The following is a 19,826-nucleotide window of genomic DNA, read 5'->3' as shown; positions in this document are numbered from 1 at the left end:
GCGCGTATCGCGTGTCAGACTGCGCGCATCGCGGCTTCGGCGAACGCATGCGATGGAAAGGCGAACACATGGCGGCCAAACCCCGACCCACCGTGCGGCGTATCGAACTCGGTTACGAGTTGCGGCAGTTGCGCGAACGGGCTGGGATGACGCTTGAGGAAGTCGTCGGAAGTGGCGTCGTGAACGGGCTGTACGTCACGAAGCTGCACCGCGTCGAGAAGGGGCTTCAGGACCTGCGCAGCGCTGGTGATCTGCGCGCGCTGCTGGAGCTGTACGACGTGACCGACGACCGCGACGTCGACCAACTCCTGGGGATCCAGCGCGACGGCGCGAGCCAGGACTGGTGGACGCCCTTCAGGTCCACGATGCCGTCCGGCATGCCTCGTTTCGTCGGCATCGAGACCGCGGCGCGGGAGACGTGGGCCTTCCATCCGGCACTCGTTCTCGGCCTGCTGCAGACGGAGGCGTACGCACGTGCGCTGTACGAGCTCGCGAAGCCGATCGAGGAGACCACGAGCGAGTTCATCGAGAAGAACGTCCGGGTCCGCCTCCGGCGCAAGGAAGCGCTCACCAGGGACGAAGAGCCGCTGCGGTTGAGGGCCGTGCTGTACGAGCCCGCGCTGCGGTACGTCGTCGGCGATCCGGACGTGATGCGGGAGCAGTACGAGGAGATCGCGAGGGTGGCGTCCCTGCCCAACGTGAGCGTTCAGGTGCTGCCCCAGACGCTGCGCGGATATCTGTCCGTGCATGACTTCACGGTCCTGCACCTGGACGACGGGATGCCGACCTCGGTGCAGGTGGACAACGCGTGGAGCGCCACGTCCGTCTCCGACAAGCCACGCGAGGTCGGACGGTTCACCCGCAAGTTCAACGCCCTCACGGCATCCGCGCTGCCGCCGGAGGAAACGCCGGCGTTCCTGCAACAACTCACGCGAGAGAGCACCTGATGACCCACACCCGTACCCACATGGCCCCCGAGTTCACCAGCGCCGGCGCGCGCTGGTTCAAGTCGTCGTACTCCGACGGCGCCGGCAACAACTGCATCGAGATAGCTGACCTGGCGGACACGGCGTGCGCCGGCGTTGCTGTCCGCGACAGCAAGTACCCGGACGGGGCGGCGCTTCTCTTCGCTCCGGACTCGTTCTCGGCGTTCGTTCGGGAAATCCGGCACGGGCGGTACGCGCGGTAGACGACGAGCCTGGTCCTGGTCTGATTACGGCTGGTGGCGGCAGCGCCTGCCGGGAGCAGCGGTGGCCCTTCTCGGCCGGCCTTGAGCTGAGCTGGGAAGGGCCACTTGTTGGTACGGCTCCATTCGCCCCTGGGTCGTACTCCGGCAGCGGCAAAGAGTGGACCAGCGCTCCAGCTCGCCGCGCAAGATCCACGGAAGAGCAAACTCCGCCCCCGCTTCCGCTCAACTGTGTGTCTTCTGTGACGAGGGCTGCATAACGTGACTCCCGACCATTTGTCATGTTCGACTCATTGGGGGAACTGTGAGATCGAAAGCCAGATATACGCTCGCGGCACTGGTCCTCGGGGCCAGTCTGCTTGCCGGAGGGGCCACGGCCTCGGCCGAGGACACACCACAGGCCGACACCACCGACACCACCACAGCGCCCGAAGGGGCGTGGCACTCGTACGCCGACGCCACGGGGGCGGATGCCGACGCCATCGCAGCCGCGAGCGCGGCGGGTATGTCGGACACGGATGCGGCCGATCTCGCGGCAGTCGACACAACCACCACCGCCGACGACACGGACACCACCGCCGCAGACACGGTGACGCCCGATTCCGTGCCGCCGGAGCCGTCGAGCTCGTGTCCGTCGGGGACGACCTACAACGGCGCCCACCGGGCCTGGTCCTGCATGGACATCATGAAGGACAACGCGGACAAGGGTCACCCCGTATGGATCCGGGTCGGGAAGGCGAACCCCCAGGGCTTCGGCTACACCCACGCCTTCGTGGATCACAACCTGTACGAGGACCCCATGCTCGTCGTGATCTACAACAACTCGCACGGCCTCAAGCAGAAGAACGGCCGGTACCTGTACGGCATGTACTTCAAGAGCCCTCAAGGCGTCAAACAGTTCGTCGAGGTGTACGAACAGCGCACGAAGGGCACCGGGTCGCCGGACAACCGCGAAATGGGCGTCGTGACGGCCTTCTGCAGGAACGCCTCATATCAGGAAGAGAACAAGTGCCCCGAGTGGGTCAACACCAGTCTCTGACGCAACCCTGACCGCGACACAGAGCTCTGGGATCCCGGCCGAGCGTAGGGTGGCACCTGCCTTGGCCGGGGTCCCGGGCTCAACGAGAAGGACGACCATGGATGCTTCCCTGATGCGCTCCGTCGTCGAGGACCTGTCCCGCGTTCTGCCCGAACTGGCGAGGGAGGCACGAGAGCGTGAGCCGTCGCCCGAAACTCCGCCGGGCGGACCCGGATGGCATGCCTACGCGCCGCTCGGCAGCGATGCGCCGCCGCATCTGCCGCCGTCCCCGTGGGGACAGGTGGAGGTCCTGGACATCGGCATGGCAGGACCACTGATCGTCGTGACCTTCCGGTGGCTGCCGACCGGCCAGGTGTTCGCGCACGTCACCGATCTCGGCGCATGGGACGACATGCCCGACGTGGCCGCGCTGCAGATCGAGCACGCCCTCACGCGCGCGCTGGGGTCCGACGAGTTCCCCGATCTACCCAAGGCCATGGTGGTCGGTGACGTCACACTCGTCACCGGCGGATGAGCTGCCGAGGCGGGGAACTGCACCAACCGCAGCGAACTTCCGCTCGTGGTACTGCGACGGTTCTTATCAGCACCTCAACTCACGGCCGCTGACGGTCCAGGAGCCTGGTTCGGACCTCTGCCCAGATCATCTCCTCCAGGGCGTCCACGGATTCCACTCCGAGCCCTGGCTGCCAGCCTTCACGTGCGATTTCGCGCGGCGTCATGTAGCCGGTTTCCGGCCATCGGTCGCCCGAGGCGCTGCGTTGGCGGCTTTCCGTTTTCGAATGGGCCTGCTCGCGCTCCCAGAGGATCAGCGCGGCGGCACGGTCAATGTCCAGGAGGACGGCCGTCCGTCCCGACACCTTCGGCTTGGGCAGCCCTCGCTTGTACATGTACTTCGCGCTCAGGACGTTCCTCTCACCGCGGGTGGCGAGGATCTTCGCCTCCAGCTCTTCGAGGGACGGTCCACCTGGAGTGAAAGCCCGCCGAGCCGCGTAGCCGGAGGGCAGCCACTCACGGACCAGCGCCGCCTGGAGCCAGATCTCCGCGGCGCGGTGCATGGCCACCTCGTAGGGGACCACCTCGGCCTTGGCCTGCTCGTCTCTCTGTCTCGGCATATGGCGTCTCCGGTAGGTCGGTTCCGACGGCGTGGTTATGGCTCGAGTCCGCTGGCTTTGGCGATCCCCTCGACCTCGCTGCGGAGATGTTCCCGTTCGGCCTCGCTCCGGGCGGATTCCGTGTCCGTGAGGGTGCCGAAGTCGACGAAGGTGTGAGCGCCGAATGGGCCCAGGAGGTTGAGGAGTTGGTGCAGCTGCTGCCCGAACTCGGGCGTGAACAGCTCCTGCTCACGTGGCGAGAGGTCGATGTCGACATCGGCGTTGCGGTGGACCAGTGCGTCGTTCGTGCCCTTGAGGATGCGCAGGAGCAGTTCGTACGACTCGGGATCAAGGCTGCTTTGGAGCTCGGACAGGCAGAGCGCGAACTGCTCGGTGCTCTCCGGGAATCCGTGTTCGTTCATGGGGGCATCGTGGCGGATGAAGGTCGCGGTATGGGGTGTTTCTGAGTGATTGGCTAGCTTTCCTCCGTCGCGCTTGACAAGGGTTTAGGCTCCGCCGGTGACGACACCGAACCGGTTCCAGATGACGATGAGCGGCGGCTCGTACGCGGTCGCCGTGGACGGGAACGACGTCAGCGACTTCGTGACGTCCGTCGACGTGCACGCCGAGCCTGACGGCCTCCCTCTCGCCGTGCTGCAGTTGTCGCCGACCAGGGAGTGTCCGGCCTCGCTGGATCTACTGGCTCGCGTGCGGATCGGAGTCCCGCCCGAGCCTGGTCCCGCGGCGGCCGCGTTTCTCGGGGCCATGGATCCCATCGAGGTGGAACGAGCGGCTCTTGCCCGCATCGACCTGGAGAACGTACCGGGCGGCACGACGGCCGCCGTGCTGAGGCAACTGGCGGAGTGGGCCCGTGGCGCTTGATCTCTCCGGTATGCGTCGGATCGTGGAGAAACTGCTCGACGACGAACTTCAGCTGTGGCGGGAGAGGGCGGGAGTCACCGGAGACGAACTCGATGAGGTAACAGGCCAGTTGGAGCCGTCTGGTGCGGCTCCCGTCCTTTTGTGGGAGGGCTCGGGAGCGATCGTGCGCTCGGGGCAGCTCAGCGTCGTGCCGTCTCTCGACGCCGTTGTCGCAGCGCAGTCGGCGTCCACCGCGTATCAGGGACTGCTGCCGCTCACCGCGCCGTCGGCGGCCGTCGACGATGTGCTGAGCGTTGCCCGCTCGGTGCGCGATCCGCAGCTCGTGGGCCGACGGTTCCGCGTGACTGACATCGGTGTTGGAACCTATGTCGTCGTACGGTTCCTGCGGCTGGAGTCCGCTGAATGACGTCACGGCTACGGGGACTTCGCTCCCATTCCGGTGGGATCGCCTGCGGGAACACATGACGCCCTGCCCCGGCAGTCGGGGGCAGGGCGTCACAGGTGGGCCGTACGGTCAGGAGGTGGCCGTGCCGTCGAGCTCGTTCAGGCCATGTCGAGCTGGAACCTGCAGGTGAGGGTCTGGTGGTAGGTCCGTCCGGCCTGGGTGTAGTCCGCCTCGCAGCCCGTGACGGGCTTGGTCACCTTTGCGGTGACCTTGAGCCGTACCACCGCGTACTTGTCGCTGAGCACCCCCGGCTTGATGGTGTACGGGTGCCCCGCATAGTTCGGGTACTTGTCGAGATCCACGTCGCCGGCGGTGGGATGTGCGGTCTCCTGGTAGCCCAGCCGGTAGCCGGGCGTGTCCTTCACCGAGTAGACGGAGTAACCGAGCAACTTGCCGCCCGCCGGGATGTTCAGGAGCTTGACGCCGGTGACGGAGACGGCCTGCTTGGAGATGTTCCTCGTCAGGGGGAAGGCCATGCGGTAGATGCCACCGACCTTCACGTCCGAGAAGCCGATGGCCCCGGTCGTTGTCGGCCCCTCCCCCTGCAGCGCCGTCCCCGTGGCAACCCCGCCGCCCGTCGAGCCCGCGCAACCTGTCGCACAGGCCAGCAGGGCCGCCACGGCGAGGGACAGGGCGCGGCCGCGGCCGCTAGTACGAGTAGATGACACCGGGGTTCCCCGAAATCTTGCCCTTGGCGCCCCAGATGTCGTGCTCCTGGCCGCCCGATCCGGCAGAGATCTTCTGGTAGTGCGACGCGCCGTACTCCGTGTCGAGGCTGAGCGACACCCCGAACGCCTTGACTGCGACACCGTAGGTGATCGAGTTTCCGGAGGTGATGGTCGCGTACGTCTTCTTTGCGAGAACCGCGCGGTAGGCCGGGTTGGAATTCCGGAAGGGGGTCGGTCCGTCCTTGGAACTGACATCGGCGCCGTACCTCGCCACAGCGCCCCCGGACGGAATGTCGTACTTCACCGGAACGATGGAGTACGTATGCGTGGTCTTGTAGGGACAGGCAACCTGGTGGTCGACGTCCTGGTATTCGATGGGAATCTGGAAGCGCTTGGCCCAGCGCGGCCCCTGGTTCGAGAAGCCGACCGCGTGGCCGGTGGTGTTCTTGCGGGAGATCTTTCCGGTGATCGACCAGTGCGCCCCGTCGACGCTAGTCGCGATGCCCCATGTGCTGGACAGTGTGTTGTTGTACTCGAAGGCGGCGGTGGTGTCGTAGAAGGCGTGCCCCTCACCGATGGTGGTGTAGTAGTCGTGCTGCTTGATGATGTGTTTGGTGGGTATGCAGCCACCGCCTAGATCGGGTTTCACGGCGCTGTAGTCGACGCCGTCCACCTTGTCCGGGTTGAAGTCGGCGGTCGACGTGCCGTCCGCCGACTGCCAGGTGTTCGCGGACGTGTCGGAAGCGCTGTCCGTGGTGTCCGCGCTGTCGACCAGAGTCGAGTCCGCGGGTGTCACCTGCGTCTCGTCCACGTCGGGGTGGATCGCCACGGTCTGCGGAGTCTCGGCGCGGGCCGCGGCCGACCCTTCCGTCGTGGCGGCGCCGGTGGCCACGCCGGCGTCCACGTAGTCGGTACCGGTCAGCAGTGTGCCGTCCGGGGCCTGGCCGTAGAAGGACGCTTCCAAGGAGAGCACGCCTCCGTTGTCGTCCGCGTAGGTCTGCAGCTTGCTCGGCAGGGTCGAGGGCAGCGTGAACGACCAGCTGCCGTCCGAGGCTGTGGTCGCCGTGCCCACGGTCGTCGGTGTGATCGTGCTGCCGTCCGCCGGCAGCGCCTCGTCCACCGGGGTCAGGGTCACCGTGGCGCCGGCCAGCGGTGAACCGTTGCCCAGGGTGAAGGCCCCCTTGACCGTGGCGGCGGCGGACACGGGAGCCAGGGTGCTCGGGCTGGGCGCCGCGGTGATCGTCGGCCCGCTGGAGGGAAGCGCTGCGCCGTCCGTCGGCTTGACGTCGGTGTCCGACGGCGAGGGCGACGGGCTGCTGGTGCTGCCGCAGCCCGGTGAGTCGCTGGTGCTCTGTGTGCAGACGGCATTGGCCGGCGACGACAGTCCCAGGCCGATCACCGCCGATGCGGCGACGACGCTCAAGGCAGTGGCGAGAGACAGACGTCTGCCAGATATTTCGGTCACGAAAGAAATCCCCGATTCCCCGATTTCACCGGTGTTCCCCGCTTTTGCGGGTCGCTCGGTGGGTCAAATGAAGCCCCACGAAGTGCGGCTGAGAAATTCTGCGGGGACATGGCCGATCGCCGTTGACGCGCCCCCCGCCTTGCACCGCGCTGGTCTGGTCGTTTGCGGCGTGACTGGAAGCTAGCCCGGCGAAACTTGAAAGGTCAACGAGCTTGGTGATCGCTTTACCATCGAGATCAACTCGCTTTGCCGCTCAGCTCAACTTCGGCTCAAGTCTTACGAATGCAGCCGGAATCCGCGGCAGCTTCCAGCGCTCTCCGGGGGCCACGGGGGAAAGCCGACTGTCGCTGCCCTCTTTGCGAAGGACCGAGTTCGACGAGAGCCAACTGGCCTCAGCCTCAGGCGTGTTGTAGCGCCCAGCTCCCGTAGGCTCCGCCATGCCAAGTCTGAATCCGCACCCCAACTCCCACCCCGATGCAGCCGTGTTCCGAGACCCGATCGAGCTGGCGACCGCGCTGTCGAAGATGGGGCCGGCTGTCCGGGCCCGTACGCGGGCGATCACCCGGCACCACGCCATGCTGCTCCGCGTCCGCATCCAGAAGAACGCCTCCGGGCGACCGGGGCCGAACGTCATCACAGGGCAGTACCGCGCATCCTGGGACGTGAAGGTGACCGTCGCCGACGGACGCGTGAGCGCCGTGGTGTTCACCGACGCTCCGCAGTCGCGGCGACTGGAGTACGGCTTCGTCGGTGTCGACCAGCTGGGGCGCCAGTACCGGCAGCCGCCCTACCCGCACATCGAGCCCGCGTTCCGGCAGACCGAGCCCGGCTTCCTGGAGGCCCTGCGCACGGGGGTGTTGCCGCGATGAGCCCACCACGGCTGCCGCTGACCCGGGCGCTCATGAACGTCCTCGCCGCGGGCACCGGTCGGCCCTGCGGGCTCGGTGTCCTGCCCCGAGCCGAGGACGGACAGCCGGCAGCCTTCCCGTATCTGACCCTCGACAGCCTTCCTGGCGAGTTCTCCGGACCGTCCTTCGCCAACTGGCAGGCAGACGCGACCTGGACGTACCAGGCAACCAGCGTCGGCGAGCGAGCCGACCAGGTGCAGTGGCTCGGCGACAAGGTCCGCGCCACGCTCTTCGACCGCACGCAGAACGGCTGGCGTACGGACATTCCCGTCGCTGAACTCCGGGTGATCGACCGGGAGTTGGCCTACGACGCGGAAGGCGAGCCGGTTGACGGATCGCACGGCAGTATCGTTACCTACGTGCAGCGGTTCACGATCACCGTGACGCCTGCCTGATCCTCCTCTCACCGCGGAGCCACGCGGACGCCCGGCCGACGAGCCCGGCGCGGTTCTCTCCTTCGGAGTGCCCGTGGCTCAGCAGCGCTTCATGCGGCGCGGCATCACCAAGATTCTCTGGTTGAAGAGCATCGCCGCCCCGACCAGGATCCCCACCCGTGCGGAGATCTCCGCCCCGAACTCCACCGACCTGACCGAGGCGATGAGCGATGTCGACGGCTGGTCGCTGACGAACGAGTCGATCGAGACGCCCGACATGGCGTCGACGTTCTCCTCCTCCATCCCCGGCAACGACAAGGCCGACAACTCCTCGATCACCTTCTACGAGGACCAGCTCAGCGACGCCGTCGAGACGCTGCTGCCCAAGGGCGCCGTCGGCTACGTGGTGTTCCTGCGGAAGGGCGACATCCCCGGCTCGAAGTCCCTGGACAGCTTTCCCGTCCAGGTGGCCTCGCGCACCCCGCAGTACAACGCGGGCAACGAGGCCGCGAAGTTCCAGGCGGTCTTCTCGATCACCTCACCGCCGACGCTTGACGCCGCCGTGCCCGCCGCCTCCGGTGGGGGCAGCTGATGGCCGCCAGGCGCGAGGTGACGTGGGAGCAGAAGATGGAGCGGCTGCGCCGCCGCTCCCTGCCAGAGCGCGTTCTGCAGATCTGCGACGACGCAGCGCGGCGCACAGACTACGACGAAGCCAAGCGCGCCGCCGTCCGTGCCCAGCTTCTCGCCGACAGCGATCCGGACAACGCGTCGCTTGCCGCCCGGGCGACTACGGCCGCCGAGCGGTACGCGGCCGCACGCAGAGCCTTCGACACGGCCTCCGTCTCTCTGCGCTTTCGCGCGCTGCCGCGGCCGGTTCTCGAGGAGCTCATCCACGCCCATCCGCCGACCGACCAACAGGCCGCCGACGGGGCGGCGTTCAACCCGGACACCTTCCCCGCCGCGCTCATCGCCGCCTCCAGCACGGACGGCATGAGCGAGACCGAGGCCCGCGAGCTGCTGGATTCCTGGTCGGCGCCGGACGCGAACGCCCTGTGGGAGGCCGCCTGGCAAGTGCAGCAGGAGTCCCGAGCAGACCTGGGAAAAGACTGACGGCCGATCCCCAGTTGAGGGCCGAGTTGGAGCTGTGCGAGACCTACCGCATCCCGCACTCGCATTTCCTCGGGGGTGACGGCCGCTGGTCCGAACTCGACCGTGCGAAGGCCCTGGCGTGGCAGGCGAGGCAGCGCTCGCTCTGCCCGGACTGCCGTACCCGTGAGGCGGAGTGGCAGGACGACCGGCACGCCTACGTCACCGACACCGTGCGCTGCCCCGGCTGCGAGCTGATCGCCCAGGAACGCGACCGCGTGCCCGAGGGGCGGGCCGGCTACGGCATCAAGGTCACGCTCCTGCCCCGGCGGACGTACGAGCACCTGCACCGCGGCGACGACACATAGAGGGAGGTGAAGAGGGCGGGTGGCGACGTACAGCCTGACCGTCCAGCTGACCGCGCAGGCCAACAACCTGATCTCCGGTCTGCGTTCGGCCGCCGACGCGGCTCAGGATCTCGGGCGCCGCACCCGTGACCTCGACCGGCGTCTGGCACAGCTGGACGCTTCCAGCCGTCGCACCGCCCAGCGGATCGACACCCTGGGAACTCGGGCCCGTACGGCGGCAACCCGGCTCGGCGCGCTCGGGACCCGTGGCAGCCAGGCGGGCAGCGGTCTCCGCCGGACGAGCGCCGAGGCAAGCGGGGCTGAGCGCTCCCTCAGGGGCGTGGGGAAGCAGGCCGCTGCGCTGTCCCGGCTTCTCGCCGGCGGGGCACTGATCCTGGGCACCGGCCAGCTGCTGGAGGAGGGCAACCGCTACCAGCGGCAGATGAACGTCTTCTCCGCCGTCACCGGGGCCACGGCCGGGCAGATGCAGCGCGCCGCCTGGATGGCCAACCAGCTCGGCGCGGACCTCGAACTGCCGACCACCACCGCGGCCGACGCCGCCGAAGCCATGGTGGAGCTGGCGAAAGCGGGATTCCGTACCGACCAGGCGATCAGCGCCACCCGCGCCTCACTCCAACTCGCCGCCGCTGCCGGGGTGAACGCCGCCGACTCCGCGAAGTACCTCGGCGACATCATGGACCAGTTCGGCCTCGGTGCCGACCAGGCCGGACGCGCCGCCGACATCCTCGCCGCCACCGCCAACAACGCCTCCGGCGGCATCATCGACATCTACTACGCGATGCGTTACGCCGGTCCGGTCGCGGCCGGCCTGGGCGTGAGCATGGAGGACGCGGCCTCCGGCGTCGGCATGCTGGGCAAGGCCGGCATCCTCGGCCAGACGGCGGGCACGGCGCTGCGCGGCATGATGGCCAACCTCGCCGCCCCGACCAAGGAGATGAAGGAGGGGCTGGCCTCCCTCGGCATCGAGGCGTGGACAGCACAGGGCAACTTCAAGGGCCTGCGGTACGTCATCGAGGAACTCTCCCGTTCCCAGCACGAGATGTCGCAGCAGGACTTCACCCAGGCGGTGAAGAAGGCGTTCGGCAAGCCGGCCATGTCCGGCGCGATCGCTATGGCCCACCAGGGCACCGAGTCCTTCGACGCGCTCTCCCTGGCCGTACGGGAGTCCGGCGCGGCCGCGCAGATTACGGCGGCGCGTGGCCAGGGCCTGGCTGGCGCGATGACGCTGCTGGAGAAGCAGACCAGGCAGACCGGCCTCGCGCTGTACGACGCGATGGCCCCGGGCCTGGAGTACGTCGCCCGGCTGATGACCCGCGGTCTGTCGTCCGCTACCCCGTACCTGGTCGCCGCGATCGAGTACGGGCGCGACCTCGCCACCCTGTACGGACCGGAGCTCAGGGACCAGGCGCGGAGCGGTCTCGGTGGCCTGATCGAGGAGGCAGAGCAACTCGTCGGCCCGCTCCGGGAGCTCGGCGAGCACGCTCTGGCCTCCGGGCTGAATCTGCTGATCAACGCCGCTCGCGCGCTCGGTGACGTGCTCGACAACGCGGCCCAGGGCGTCGAGCCGGTCGCCTCCGCGCTGGGGCTGCTGGGCGATGAGACGGGCGGAGCCGCGAACAGCCTGGACATCCTCGTCGCCGCGGCCAACCTGGCCATGTCCGCGGTTGCCGGGCTCTCCGCCGTGCTCGTTCCGGTCGGGGAGGTGGCCGGCACGCTGGTCCGTGCGTTCGGTGCGCTGCCGGGGCCGGTGCAGACAGCAATCGCCGCGATGTTCCTCGCACGGCGCCTTGCCCCGGTGCTGACCGGGCTCGCCTCGACCGTGAGCGGACGAGTGACCGGCGCGTGGCGGGGCCTCGGCGCGCAGATGCGTGTGCAGCAGACCCTCGCTGCGTCGACAGGCACGTCGATCGGACGGCTTGGAGCTGCCTTCGCCGTCCTCCAGACCCGTATCCCCGTCGTTGGCCAGATGGGCGCCGCCTTCCGCAGCGCGCAAGGCCCGGCCACAGGTCTCACCGGCACGCTCACCGGCATGACCCGGGCCGCGGGCGTCGGCCTGCGCGGTGCGATGTCCGGCCTCGTCGGGTTCATGGGTGGCCCGTGGGGCGTCGCGCTCGTCGGTGCCACCCTCGGCCTCGGGCTTCTGGCCTCCCAGCAGCAGAAGGCCGCCCAAGCCGCCGCCGAGCACCGGCAGCGGATCTCCGACCTCGCCCAGTCCCTGCGCGAGTCCAACGGCGCGGTCGACGACAACGTCCGGGCGATCGCCGCCGAGAACCTGATGCAGGAGAAGATCAAGACGACGCTGGACGGTCAGCAGCGTCTGGTCGACGTCGCGCGCGAGGCGAAGGTCCCGCTGTCGGAACTGGTCGACGCCTACACCGAGCAGGGCACCAGCCTGGCCGAACTCCAGCGACGGCTCAAGGCCGTCTCCAAAGAGCACACCGAGTGGGTGCTGGACTCCGAAAGCGGCATCGGAGGCGAGGCGTTCGACGTGCAGGGCCGGGCCGCGGACGACCTGCGCCGCGGGCTGTCCGGGCTGTCGGGGGACTTCAAGCAGGCGGCGGACGACGCGAAGTCGTACAACGAGGGCGTCCGGGGCGCCGGGACGGGCACGAGCGCGTACGACCGCCTGAAGACCTCGGTCGGCGAACTCGCGGACAAGACCGCCGACGCCGACACCCGCACCCGTGCCCTCAAGGACGCTCTCGACCTGCTGTCCGGCGGCAGCATCTCCCTCCAGGCCGCTGAGGCACGCGTCAACAGCGCCGTCCTCGACGTGAACGAGGCCCTAGACAACGGCATCGAGAAGGCAGACGGTTTCGGCAAGGCCCTGCTGAACAGCAACGGCACCCTGAACACCACGACCCGCAACGGCCAGCAGCTCTACCAGTCCCTCACCTCCCTGAGCGACGCGGCCGCCGACGCGTCAGTGTCGGCATACGCCCTCGCCCAGCAGAACGGGAAGTCGCTGCCCGAGTCGCTGGCCGCCGCCCGCGCGCAGATGGTCAAGGCGCGGGCGGCCGCGGTCAAGGCCGCCGAGGGCTACGGGCTCACGCGCAAGCAGGCCGATGCGGTGGCCGACAGTCTCGGCCTGCTGCCGTCGAAGGTCTCGCTGCTGCTGGAGACCGAGGGCATGGACTCCACGCTGGCCGATCTCCTCGCCGTACAAGCCGAGTTCGACCGACTGCCGAAGGCGACCACGATCCGCGTGGACTCGCTCAGCGAGGACGCCCAGAAGAAGCTGAAGGACCTGGGCTTCACCGTGAAGACGGTTCCAGGCACCCGCGAAATCAAGATCACGGCCCCGACGAAGGGCGCCCGCAGCGCTCTGAAAACTCTCGTCGACGAACTCGCCGCCGTCCCAGGCAACAAGAACGTCAAGGTCAGCGCCGCGGCCAAGGGCGCCCTCGCTTCTCTCCAGGCGATGCAGGACAAGCTGCGCGCCACGCCGAACGCGAAGACGGTCACGATCAGCGCCCCAACGGCCGCCGCTCGTAAGGCCCTTGAAGACCTCGGCTTCAAGATCCGCACTCTCCCGGACGGCAAGGCCGAGGTCACCGTCCCGACCCAGCCATCTCTCACCTCGGTCGCCACCATCCAGAGCGCGATCAACAACATCAACGGCTCCATCATCGGCGTGGGCGTCGCCCTCAAGGCCACTTCCTGGGACCGGGACGGCAACGGAGTACCCGACGCCATCCAGGCCCGCGCCCACGGTGCCGTCGTCGACTACTTCGCCGACGGCGGCGTACGACGCGAGAACCACGTCGCCCAGATCGCCCCGGCCGGCTCCTGGCGGGTGTGGGCCGAGCCGGAGACGCAGGGCGAGGCGTACGTGCCGCTCGCGGTGAGCAAGCGCCCGCGCAGCAAGGCCATCGTCGGGGAGGTCGTCCGGCGCTTCGGCGGTGACGTCACCTGGCACGCGGACGGCGGCCTGTCCGGCTGGTCGTACGCCCCTGCCAGCGCCGCCGAGTTGATCTCGGTGTCGTCGATCCGCTCGGACTCGATGCGCACCGTCAAGCGTAAGGGCAAGGAGGTCGAGATCTTCGACCTGGCCCTGTTCGAGAAGAACCTCGACAAGGCGTCGAAGAAGGCCGCGGCCTGGCGCAGGAACCTCGCCACTGTCGCCCGACGTGCCGGTCAGGACGTCGCCGACGCCCTGGAGGCCATGGGTGAGGACGGCGTGGAACTCACCCGCAAGATGGCCACCGGCAGCTCCAAGTACGTCAAGGAGATGACGAAGGACCTGGAACGGCTGGGCGCGATCGCCAAGGTCACGCTGTCCGACTTCACCACCCAGCTGAAGGCTGCGGTGAAGGACCAGAAGGCGTTCGAGGCAAACCTCACGAAGCTGTCCGCGATGGGCTACACGGACCTGGCGACGATGCTCGCGGAGCAGGGCGACACAGACGCCGAAACCCTCGCCGCCGAAGCCGTGAAGGACAACAAGAAGGCGAGGAAGGCCAACGACGTCGCGAAGGCCGCCTCCAGGACCCTGGCCACCGAGGACCTGTCCGACCTGCTCACCATCATCAGCGCGATCAAGACCAGTACCACCGGCATCCACAAGGTCGCCGACAGCACCGGCCTTGAGGAGGACCGGATCATCGAGGTCGCGGACCTCGGCCAGTCCCGCATCAAGTCCGCGCTCGGTTCCCGTGCCACCCGCTTCCTCGCAGATCTCGCCAAGGCGAGCAGGGGCCTGGCGTACGCGAACGGCGGCGTATGGGAGCCCGGCGTCTACTCGTCACCCACCGCGCTGATCAAGTTCGCGGAGGCTGGCACCGGAGGCGAGGCGTTCATCCCGCTCGCTGCGTCCAAGCGCGCCTCGGCGACCGCCGTACTCGGTGATGTCGCGAGCCGCTTCGGACTCCAACTCGCCCCGGATTCACGGGACTCAGCACCGATCCGCACGGTGGAGGCGCACCCTGCCGGCAACGTTCAGGTCGTCGTGGTCCGCGAGCAGCAACCGCTGATCGGCTCCATGCCGGTTACCGTCTCGGACACCTCCGCCACCCCACAGCAGCTCGGCGCCGAAGTAATGCGCCGCCTGCGCAACGCCCAGCGGGGAGGGCGGCTGTGATGCCCGAACTCGTGGACTGGCAGATCGAGTTGGCCGGAGTCCTCCTCGGCCCCGGAACGGACATCCTGGTCGGCGAAGTCGAGGGGCTGGGCGCACCCGATCTTCGTACCCAGGATGTGGAAAACCCTGTGGATGACGGGGCGTTCGCGGGCGTCGACCTGTACGGGCCGCGCACCATCCGCATCGAAGCGGGCATCCGCACGCCGGCCAACCCGGCACGCGCCCTCGATCTCCTCGCCCAACTGCAGCGTGCCGCGAACGACTTCACCGTACGCAGGACGGCCGGCGCTGACGCGGTGCTGCGCCTGCGCTGGCCCGGCCGGACGACCCGTCGACTGTACGGGCGGCTGCGCCGCGTCGAGGCCACCAGCACCGCGAACGCCCTGCACGGCTGGATCCCGCTGGACATCGAATTCGCGGCCCTCGACCCGCGCTTCCACGCCGACGACGCCTCCGCCCTGACCCTGGCGCTTTCCGTCGACGGGCTGGGCGGCTTCCGTGCCCCGCTCGTCGCACCCCTGACCACGGGCGTCGCCGTCCCCGACGAGCGCCGCGGCTGGATGACCAACGACGGTGACCTCCCCGCGTGGCCGGCGCTGCGGATCACCGGCCCGTGCGCCAACCCCCGTATCCGGCATGTCGAGTCGGGCCAGGTCATCGAGCTGGCCGTCGCGCTCGGCAGCGGACAGCACATCGACATCGAAACCCGGCCCGGCACCCGCTGGGCGCTGCGCGACGGCACCGGGAACCTCGCCCCCGCCCTCTCCCCGGCCTCCCGCCTGGACACCTTCACCATCCCACCCGGCACCAGCGAACTGTGGTGGACCGCCCGCGACTACACCAACTCCACCCGGCTGGCCGTGACCTGGCGCGCGGCCTACGCCGCCCTGTGAACCGGAGGACGTACGACGTGACGTTGATCAATCCGCCACTGCTCACCCACGGAGGCACCCACGCCGCCCGCGCCTTCCGGATGATGGTCCGCGACCTCGCCCGCGGCTCGCAGGGCGTCACCGAAGGCAACGACCTCAAGGTCAGCCAGCTCGCAACTCCCGGCGCGGGCGTGCGGGTTGGCGACGGCTCTGCAGTCGTACGCGGATCCGCGTGGGGCCAGGGCTCCTACACCCAGTACAACGTCGGCGACGCCATCGTCCCCATCGCCCCCACCGGCGCGAGCGCCCGCTCCGACCTTCTCGTGCTCCGTGTCGAGGATCCTGAATACGAGGGCACCCGCGACCCGGCGAGCGACGAGATCGGCTACTTCCACGTGGTCTCCAACGTCTCCGCCACGACCACCGCCGTGCCGTCCGGGATGACCGCCGTCGCGCTGGCCCGTCTGGATATCCCGGCCAACACCTCCGTCATCACCACCGCGATGATCAGCGATCTGCGGTCCATCGCCAACCCGCGCCGCGACCGCAGGCTCTACACCGCGTTCCCCGGCTCGCTGTCCCGCCTCGTCTACCAGGACGACAAGTGGCACACCTGGCCAGGCCCGGCGACGTGGCGGATCCCGGTACCGTCCTGGGCCGTCACCGCCAAGCTCGTCACCACGTTCGCCGGGCTGCGGATGGACAGCGCCGACGTCTACGCCCGCATGCAGCAGGTCCTCGGCACCGTGCAGGGGCAGGACACCGCCATCGACGACGACCAGGGCAACAACACCCGGCGCAGCACGATCGTCCTCGCCGACAGCCTGACCATCCCGACCGCCCTGCGCGGCACCACCCAGACCCTGTACGTCCAGACCTACATGAGCAAGAGCGTGACGGGAAACCTCGGCGTCGACGCCGCCACCAGCCTCATCGCGGACGTCGAGTTCACCGAGGGCGTGGTGTGACGCCGTGCCGGCCTACCGCTACCAGACCCGCCACGCCCTCACCGGCGACCTGCTCGCGGCCGATCTCCCGTTGTCCGACGTCGAGTTCGGCCTCGCCCTCAACGCGGCGGGCGACTTCTCCGCCATCCTCGCCCCGCACTTCGCCCACCTGCTCCCGGCCCAACTCGACCCCGGCAACACGGTGTTGACCGCCGAACGCGATCGCACGCTGCTGTGGGGCGGGCTGATCTGGCGCGCCGAACCCCAGGGCGGCTCGTATCCGATCGAGGCCGCCGGATGGGGCAGCTACCTGCACCGCCGTCACGACGTCCACGGCAACCTCGCCGGGCGCGGCCCGTACACCTACGCCGACCCCTGCCAGGTCATCCGCGACACCTGGACCTACGCCCAGTCACAACCCGACGGCGACCTCGGCGTCACCGTGGACACGACCACCAGCAAGGCCAAGGCCGGCACCCCGGCCGAGCCGTACCGCACCGACTGGTGGGAGGCCCCCGTCCTCGGCCAGGTCGTCGACGACATGACCGCGACCGACGGCGGCCCGGAGTGGACCGAGACCACCGACTGGAGCGAGGGCAGAGCCCTCGGCCGTATCCGGCTCGGCTGGCCCCGCCTCGGCGCCCGCCGCACCGACATCGGCTTCGCCTCCGGCATCAACGTCGCCACCACCATCCCCGTCATCTACGACGCCGACGCCTCCGCCCAGGTGGTCATCGCGCTGGGCGCAGGCGAAGGCCGCAGCCGTCGACGCGCCGTCGACGCGATCCGCAACGGCCGCCTGCGCCTGGAGTACGTCCTCGAAGCCCCGGCCGAGAAGTCCAACGACCTCCTCGCCGCCCGCGCCCGCACCGAACGCATCGCCCGCCAGATCCTTGGCGAAGTCACCGAGATCCAGGTCGTCGACCACCCAGCCGCTCCGATCGGCTCCTGGCAGATCGGCGACGACGTCCGCGTCTCCCTCCACGACCAGTGGAGCGACTTCGACGGCTGGTGCCGCATCACCGGCTGGACCATCCGCCCGCCCCAGGGCGACGACCCCGAACGCGTCACCCTGCAGCTCGCCCGCGCCGACCGCTTCACCTACGGGAACTGACCGTGGCCGACGGCCTCAGTCAACTCGCCGCCCGCCTCGCGGATTTGGAGCGCCGGTACACCCAACTGGCGCGCACCTCCCGCCTCGCGTACTCCTCCATCGAGGACGGCGCGGTCGAGGTGTACGACGCCGGCGGCTCCCTCCGCGCGGTCATCGGGCAGCAACTGGACGGCACCACAGCCATTAACGCCGTTAACGGTCCTCCCCCGCCTGCTCCATCCGCACCTCAGGTGGAGCCGGTCCTGAACGGCCTGCGCGTGACCTGGGACGGCACCTTCGCGGGCGCGGACGCCACTCCGCTGGACCTCTCCCGCGTCCAGGTGCACCTGCTGACCTCGGCGGACGCCGAGCCGGACGTGATGTGGCCCGCGGCCACGATCGAGGCCGCGTCCGGCGCGTCGGTGACCATCGCGACCAACTACTACGACCTGATCTGGGCGCGCCTGGTCGCGGTCAACACCTCCGGCACTCCTAGCCTGCCCTCCGCGGCCGTGCAAAGCACCGCGCGCCGCGCCGCCTCCGCGGACGTCGGCACCGGCGTCATCCAGCAGGGGCACATCGCCGTGGGCGCCATCATCACCCCGCACCTGGCGGTCGGCTCGGTCACCCCCGACCAGATCGCCGTCGGGCAGGGCACCAACTTCATCCCCGACCCGAGCTTCGAGGGCGCAGTCATCGCTGCGGCGATCGCCGCAGCGGGCGCCCCGTGGTCGCTGGCCCGCGGCAACCGCACCGGCGTCGGCGTCCGCACGGACTGCCTGGCCGACACCCCCACCTACTTCACGCTACCGCTGGCCACCGTCCCCGTCCTCGCCGGCACTCAGCTCTACCTGGCCGTCGACATCCTCACCTCCGACGACCTGAACGCCAGCGGCGTGAAGATCCTCGCCCGGTGGGAGAACGCCGCCGGGACGGTCCTCGGCTACGGCGTGGTGGAGACGACCGCCCCGGTACCCGGCATGTGGCAACGCATCAACGGGCAGGTCGCCGCCCCGCAGGGAACCACGCAGTCCGTGCTGTGCCTGGAAGCCTCTGCCGCCACGGCCGGCTGGGTCGTGTTCGACAACGCCGAGGCCCACCAGATCTTCGGCCGGGTGACCGGCGGCGCCCGCGCAGAGGTCGGCCCGCAGGGGGTACGCCTCTTCGACGAGGCGGGCGAGGAGGCCGTGTCTCTGGTCACCGGGGAGCCCCAGTACCTGACCCTGCGCAGCGACGGCCAACCGGTGGCGACGATCGACACCGACGGCAGCGCTGGCTTCAACGACGTCAACGTTGCCGGCGAACTGACGGTGGGCGGAGAACCCGTCACCGACCTGCTGGGAGCCGGGCCCAAGGGAGTCGTCGCCCGCGCCCACCCCGGCTCCACGGTCACCGCGACCGGCAGCGAGATGGGCTACTTCGAGCTGCCGTTCACCGCCGAGGCACGCCGCCTGTACCGGGTGGGATTCCGGGCGACCGCGGATCTCGACACCACCACCGACGGCGAGATCCGCCTCTACCTGCGCGACGGCGGCACCGCACGCCCCACGATCACCTCCACGCTGCGAGAGACCTCGATCCACACGCCCGCGCAGACCGGCCGATTCCAGCAGGTCGACCTGGAACACATCACCAGCTCCACCACCCTGGGCACCGGCCTGCACCGGCTCCTGCTCTCCTTCGAGAACTCCGGAGGCAGCACCGGGCAGACCCTCGAACTCGGCCTGACTACCACCGGCCGCACGAATGTCTTCTACGTCGAGGACACCGGTCCCGAACTGCCGCTGACCGGCGGCTACAACACGGGCGGCGGCACGGCCGACGACCCGGTGCAGACGTACACGAAGACGTACGCGTGCTCGTGGTCCGGTTCGTACGCGAACCGCTCGGGCTACAACGCCTACTACGGCACCTCCTGCATGCAGGGCTACTACTCCGCGAACAACGGGGTGCAGTCCAGCCTGATCGGCTTTCCCGCCGCCCTGGCCACCGACTTGGCCGGCGCGAAAATCGAAAAGGCTGAGGTGTACCTGTACTTCGACCACTGGTACTACGCATCCGGCGGCAAGGCGGTCATCCGGGCGCACAAACACGCCTCCCGGCCGGCGAAGTTCTCCTGCGACACCGAAGCGCAGACCGTCGCCTGGAAACGCAACCAGGGCAAGTGGGTCGACATCAGGGCCGTCTTCGACTCCACCACCTGGCGGGGCATCGCGCTGGACCCCAACACCACCGACAGGACCTACTACGGGCGGGCCCGCGGGTACGGGCAGACGTACCCGCCGCGGCTGCGCGTGACCTACACCAAGTAGCGAAGGAGCG

General features: G+C 69.1%; 21 protein-coding genes. 17 read left to right on the top strand and 4 right to left on the bottom strand.

All coding sequences use genetic code 11. The features are described from left to right. The first annotated feature begins 68 nt into the window (after positions 1 to 68). From AB0I51_RS05655 to AB0I51_RS05640, 4 genes are all read left to right on the top strand, one after another. The gene (locus AB0I51_RS05655) at positions 69 to 947 is read left to right on the top strand and encodes a helix-turn-helix transcriptional regulator (protein ID WP_318017877.1); all 879 of its coding nucleotides are present in this window, start codon (positions 69 to 71) and stop codon (positions 945 to 947) included. Beyond that, positions 947 to 1,189, top strand: a complete 243-nt coding sequence (locus AB0I51_RS05650) for a DUF397 domain-containing protein (RefSeq protein ID WP_362971741.1) — start codon at positions 947 to 949, stop codon at positions 1,187 to 1,189. Before AB0I51_RS05655 ends, AB0I51_RS05650 begins: the two co-directional genes overlap by 1 nt. Before the next feature lie 301 nt (positions 1,190 to 1,490). Continuing rightward, the gene (locus AB0I51_RS05645; protein ID WP_362971739.1) at positions 1,491 to 2,225 is read left to right on the top strand and encodes a hypothetical protein; all 735 of its coding nucleotides are present in this window, start codon (positions 1,491 to 1,493) and stop codon (positions 2,223 to 2,225) included. 97 nt (positions 2,226 to 2,322) lie between these two features. Next, entirely contained in the window at positions 2,323 to 2,739 is a 417-nt protein-coding gene (locus tag AB0I51_RS05640) for a hypothetical protein (RefSeq protein ID WP_362971737.1), read from the top strand. A gap of 79 nt (positions 2,740 to 2,818) precedes the next feature. On the opposite strand, the gene AB0I51_RS05635 is transcribed toward AB0I51_RS05640, so the two are convergent. After that, positions 2,819 to 3,337 (bottom strand): hypothetical protein, encoded by a 519-nt coding sequence (locus AB0I51_RS05635; RefSeq protein WP_362971735.1) that lies wholly within the window; start codon positions 3,335 to 3,337, stop codon positions 2,819 to 2,821. Positions 3,338 to 3,372: 35 nt separating this feature from the next. Continuing rightward, entirely contained in the window at positions 3,373 to 3,738 is a 366-nt protein-coding gene (locus AB0I51_RS05630) for a hypothetical protein (protein WP_362971733.1), read from the bottom strand. A gap of 97 nt (positions 3,739 to 3,835) precedes the next feature. Here AB0I51_RS05630 and AB0I51_RS05625 point away from each other — a divergent pair, with 97 nt between their 5' ends. Together AB0I51_RS05625 and AB0I51_RS05620 are read left to right on the top strand one after the other, a co-directional pair. Further along, the gene (locus AB0I51_RS05625; RefSeq protein WP_362971731.1) at positions 3,836 to 4,198 is read left to right on the top strand and encodes a hypothetical protein; all 363 of its coding nucleotides are present in this window, start codon (positions 3,836 to 3,838) and stop codon (positions 4,196 to 4,198) included. After that, a complete protein-coding gene (locus AB0I51_RS05620; RefSeq protein WP_362971729.1) occupies positions 4,188 to 4,604 on the top strand; it encodes a DUF6093 family protein in 417 nt (138 codons plus the stop codon). Before AB0I51_RS05625 ends, AB0I51_RS05620 begins: the two co-directional genes overlap by 11 nt. A 137-nt stretch (positions 4,605 to 4,741) precedes the next feature. Here AB0I51_RS05620 and AB0I51_RS05615 read toward each other — a convergent pair whose 3' ends face one another. Beyond that, the gene (locus AB0I51_RS05615; RefSeq protein ID WP_362971727.1) at positions 4,742 to 5,311 is read right to left on the bottom strand and encodes a hypothetical protein; all 570 of its coding nucleotides are present in this window, start codon (positions 5,309 to 5,311) and stop codon (positions 4,742 to 4,744) included. Beyond that, entirely contained in the window at positions 5,292 to 6,515 is a 1,224-nt protein-coding gene (locus tag AB0I51_RS05610; RefSeq protein WP_362971725.1) for a hypothetical protein, read from the bottom strand. Before AB0I51_RS05610 ends, AB0I51_RS05615 begins: the two co-directional genes overlap by 20 nt. On the opposite strand from AB0I51_RS05610, the gene AB0I51_RS05605 reads away from it, so the two are divergent. The 11 genes from AB0I51_RS05605 (at position 6,493) to AB0I51_RS05555 (ending at position 19,816) form a co-directional block, all read left to right on the top strand. Beyond that, positions 6,493 to 6,960, top strand: a complete 468-nt coding sequence (locus AB0I51_RS05605) for a hypothetical protein (protein ID WP_362971723.1) — start codon at positions 6,493 to 6,495, stop codon at positions 6,958 to 6,960. The genes AB0I51_RS05610 and AB0I51_RS05605 overlap by 23 nt on opposite strands. A 253-nt stretch (positions 6,961 to 7,213) precedes the next feature. Continuing rightward, positions 7,214 to 7,645: an HK97 gp10 family phage protein gene (locus AB0I51_RS05600; protein ID WP_362971721.1), complete on the top strand. Its 432-nt coding sequence runs from the start codon at positions 7,214 to 7,216 to the stop codon at positions 7,643 to 7,645. After that, positions 7,642 to 8,079, top strand: coding sequence for a hypothetical protein (locus AB0I51_RS05595; RefSeq protein WP_362971719.1), 438 nt, complete (start codon positions 7,642 to 7,644; stop codon positions 8,077 to 8,079). The genes AB0I51_RS05600 and AB0I51_RS05595 overlap by 4 nt, the downstream gene beginning before the upstream one ends. A gap of 73 nt (positions 8,080 to 8,152) precedes the next feature. Further along, positions 8,153 to 8,650, top strand: coding sequence for a hypothetical protein (locus AB0I51_RS05590; RefSeq protein WP_362971717.1), 498 nt, complete (start codon positions 8,153 to 8,155; stop codon positions 8,648 to 8,650). Continuing rightward, positions 8,650 to 9,168 carry a hypothetical protein gene (locus tag AB0I51_RS05585; RefSeq protein ID WP_362971715.1) on the top strand — a complete coding sequence of 173 codons (519 nt, stop codon included), beginning with the start codon at positions 8,650 to 8,652 and terminating at the stop codon, positions 9,166 to 9,168. The genes AB0I51_RS05590 and AB0I51_RS05585 overlap by 1 nt, the downstream gene beginning before the upstream one ends. 14 nt (positions 9,169 to 9,182) lie before the next feature. Then, entirely contained in the window at positions 9,183 to 9,512 is a 330-nt protein-coding gene (locus tag AB0I51_RS05580) for a hypothetical protein (RefSeq protein WP_362971713.1), read from the top strand. A 19-nt stretch (positions 9,513 to 9,531) separates the two neighbouring features. After that, the gene (locus AB0I51_RS05575; RefSeq protein WP_362971711.1) at positions 9,532 to 14,592 is read left to right on the top strand and encodes a phage tail tape measure protein; all 5,061 of its coding nucleotides are present in this window, start codon (positions 9,532 to 9,534) and stop codon (positions 14,590 to 14,592) included. Further along, entirely contained in the window at positions 14,592 to 15,485 is an 894-nt protein-coding gene (locus tag AB0I51_RS05570) for a hypothetical protein (RefSeq protein WP_362971709.1), read from the top strand. The genes AB0I51_RS05575 and AB0I51_RS05570 overlap by 1 nt, the downstream gene beginning before the upstream one ends. Positions 15,486 to 15,502: 17 nt before the next feature. Next, positions 15,503 to 16,432, top strand: coding sequence for a hypothetical protein (locus AB0I51_RS05565; protein ID WP_362971707.1), 930 nt, complete (start codon positions 15,503 to 15,505; stop codon positions 16,430 to 16,432). A gap of 4 nt (positions 16,433 to 16,436) precedes the next feature. Further along, positions 16,437 to 17,525, top strand: a complete 1,089-nt coding sequence (locus AB0I51_RS05560; protein WP_362971705.1) for a hypothetical protein — start codon at positions 16,437 to 16,439, stop codon at positions 17,523 to 17,525. Positions 17,526 to 17,527: 2 nt separating this feature from the next. Then, entirely contained in the window at positions 17,528 to 19,816 is a 2,289-nt protein-coding gene (locus AB0I51_RS05555; RefSeq protein ID WP_362971703.1) for a hypothetical protein, read from the top strand. The last annotated feature ends 10 nt before the right edge of the window (positions 19,817 to 19,826 follow it).

Source organism: Streptomyces sp. NPDC050549 (assembly GCF_040655035.1).
In the GTDB taxonomy this organism is placed as follows: Bacteria; Actinomycetota; Actinomycetes; order Streptomycetales; family Streptomycetaceae; genus Streptomyces.
This window is presented reverse-complemented; position numbering and strand designations above follow the sequence as displayed.

Bases quoted from the DNA above. Each gene is read 5' to 3' on its own strand.
- AB0I51_RS05585 (WP_362971715.1), top strand. From the start codon at position 8,650: ATGGCCGCCAGGCGCGAGGTGACGTGGGAGCAGAAGATGGAGCGGCTG.
- AB0I51_RS05630 (WP_362971733.1), bottom strand. From the start codon at position 3,738: ATGAACGAACACGGATTCCCGGAGAGCACCGAGCAGTTCGCGCTCTGC.
- AB0I51_RS05650 (WP_362971741.1), top strand. From the start codon at position 947: ATGACCCACACCCGTACCCACATGGCCCCCGAGTTCACCAGCGCCGGC.
- AB0I51_RS05600 (WP_362971721.1), top strand. From the start codon at position 7,214: ATGCCAAGTCTGAATCCGCACCCCAACTCCCACCCCGATGCAGCCGTG.
- AB0I51_RS05640 (WP_362971737.1), top strand. From the start codon at position 2,323: ATGGATGCTTCCCTGATGCGCTCCGTCGTCGAGGACCTGTCCCGCGTT.
- AB0I51_RS05655 (WP_318017877.1), top strand. From the start codon at position 69: ATGGCGGCCAAACCCCGACCCACCGTGCGGCGTATCGAACTCGGTTAC.
- AB0I51_RS05570 (WP_362971709.1), top strand. From the start codon at position 14,592: ATGCCCGAACTCGTGGACTGGCAGATCGAGTTGGCCGGAGTCCTCCTC.
- AB0I51_RS05635 (WP_362971735.1), bottom strand. From the start codon at position 3,337: ATGCCGAGACAGAGAGACGAGCAGGCCAAGGCCGAGGTGGTCCCCTAC.
- AB0I51_RS05595 (WP_362971719.1), top strand. From the start codon at position 7,642: ATGAGCCCACCACGGCTGCCGCTGACCCGGGCGCTCATGAACGTCCTC.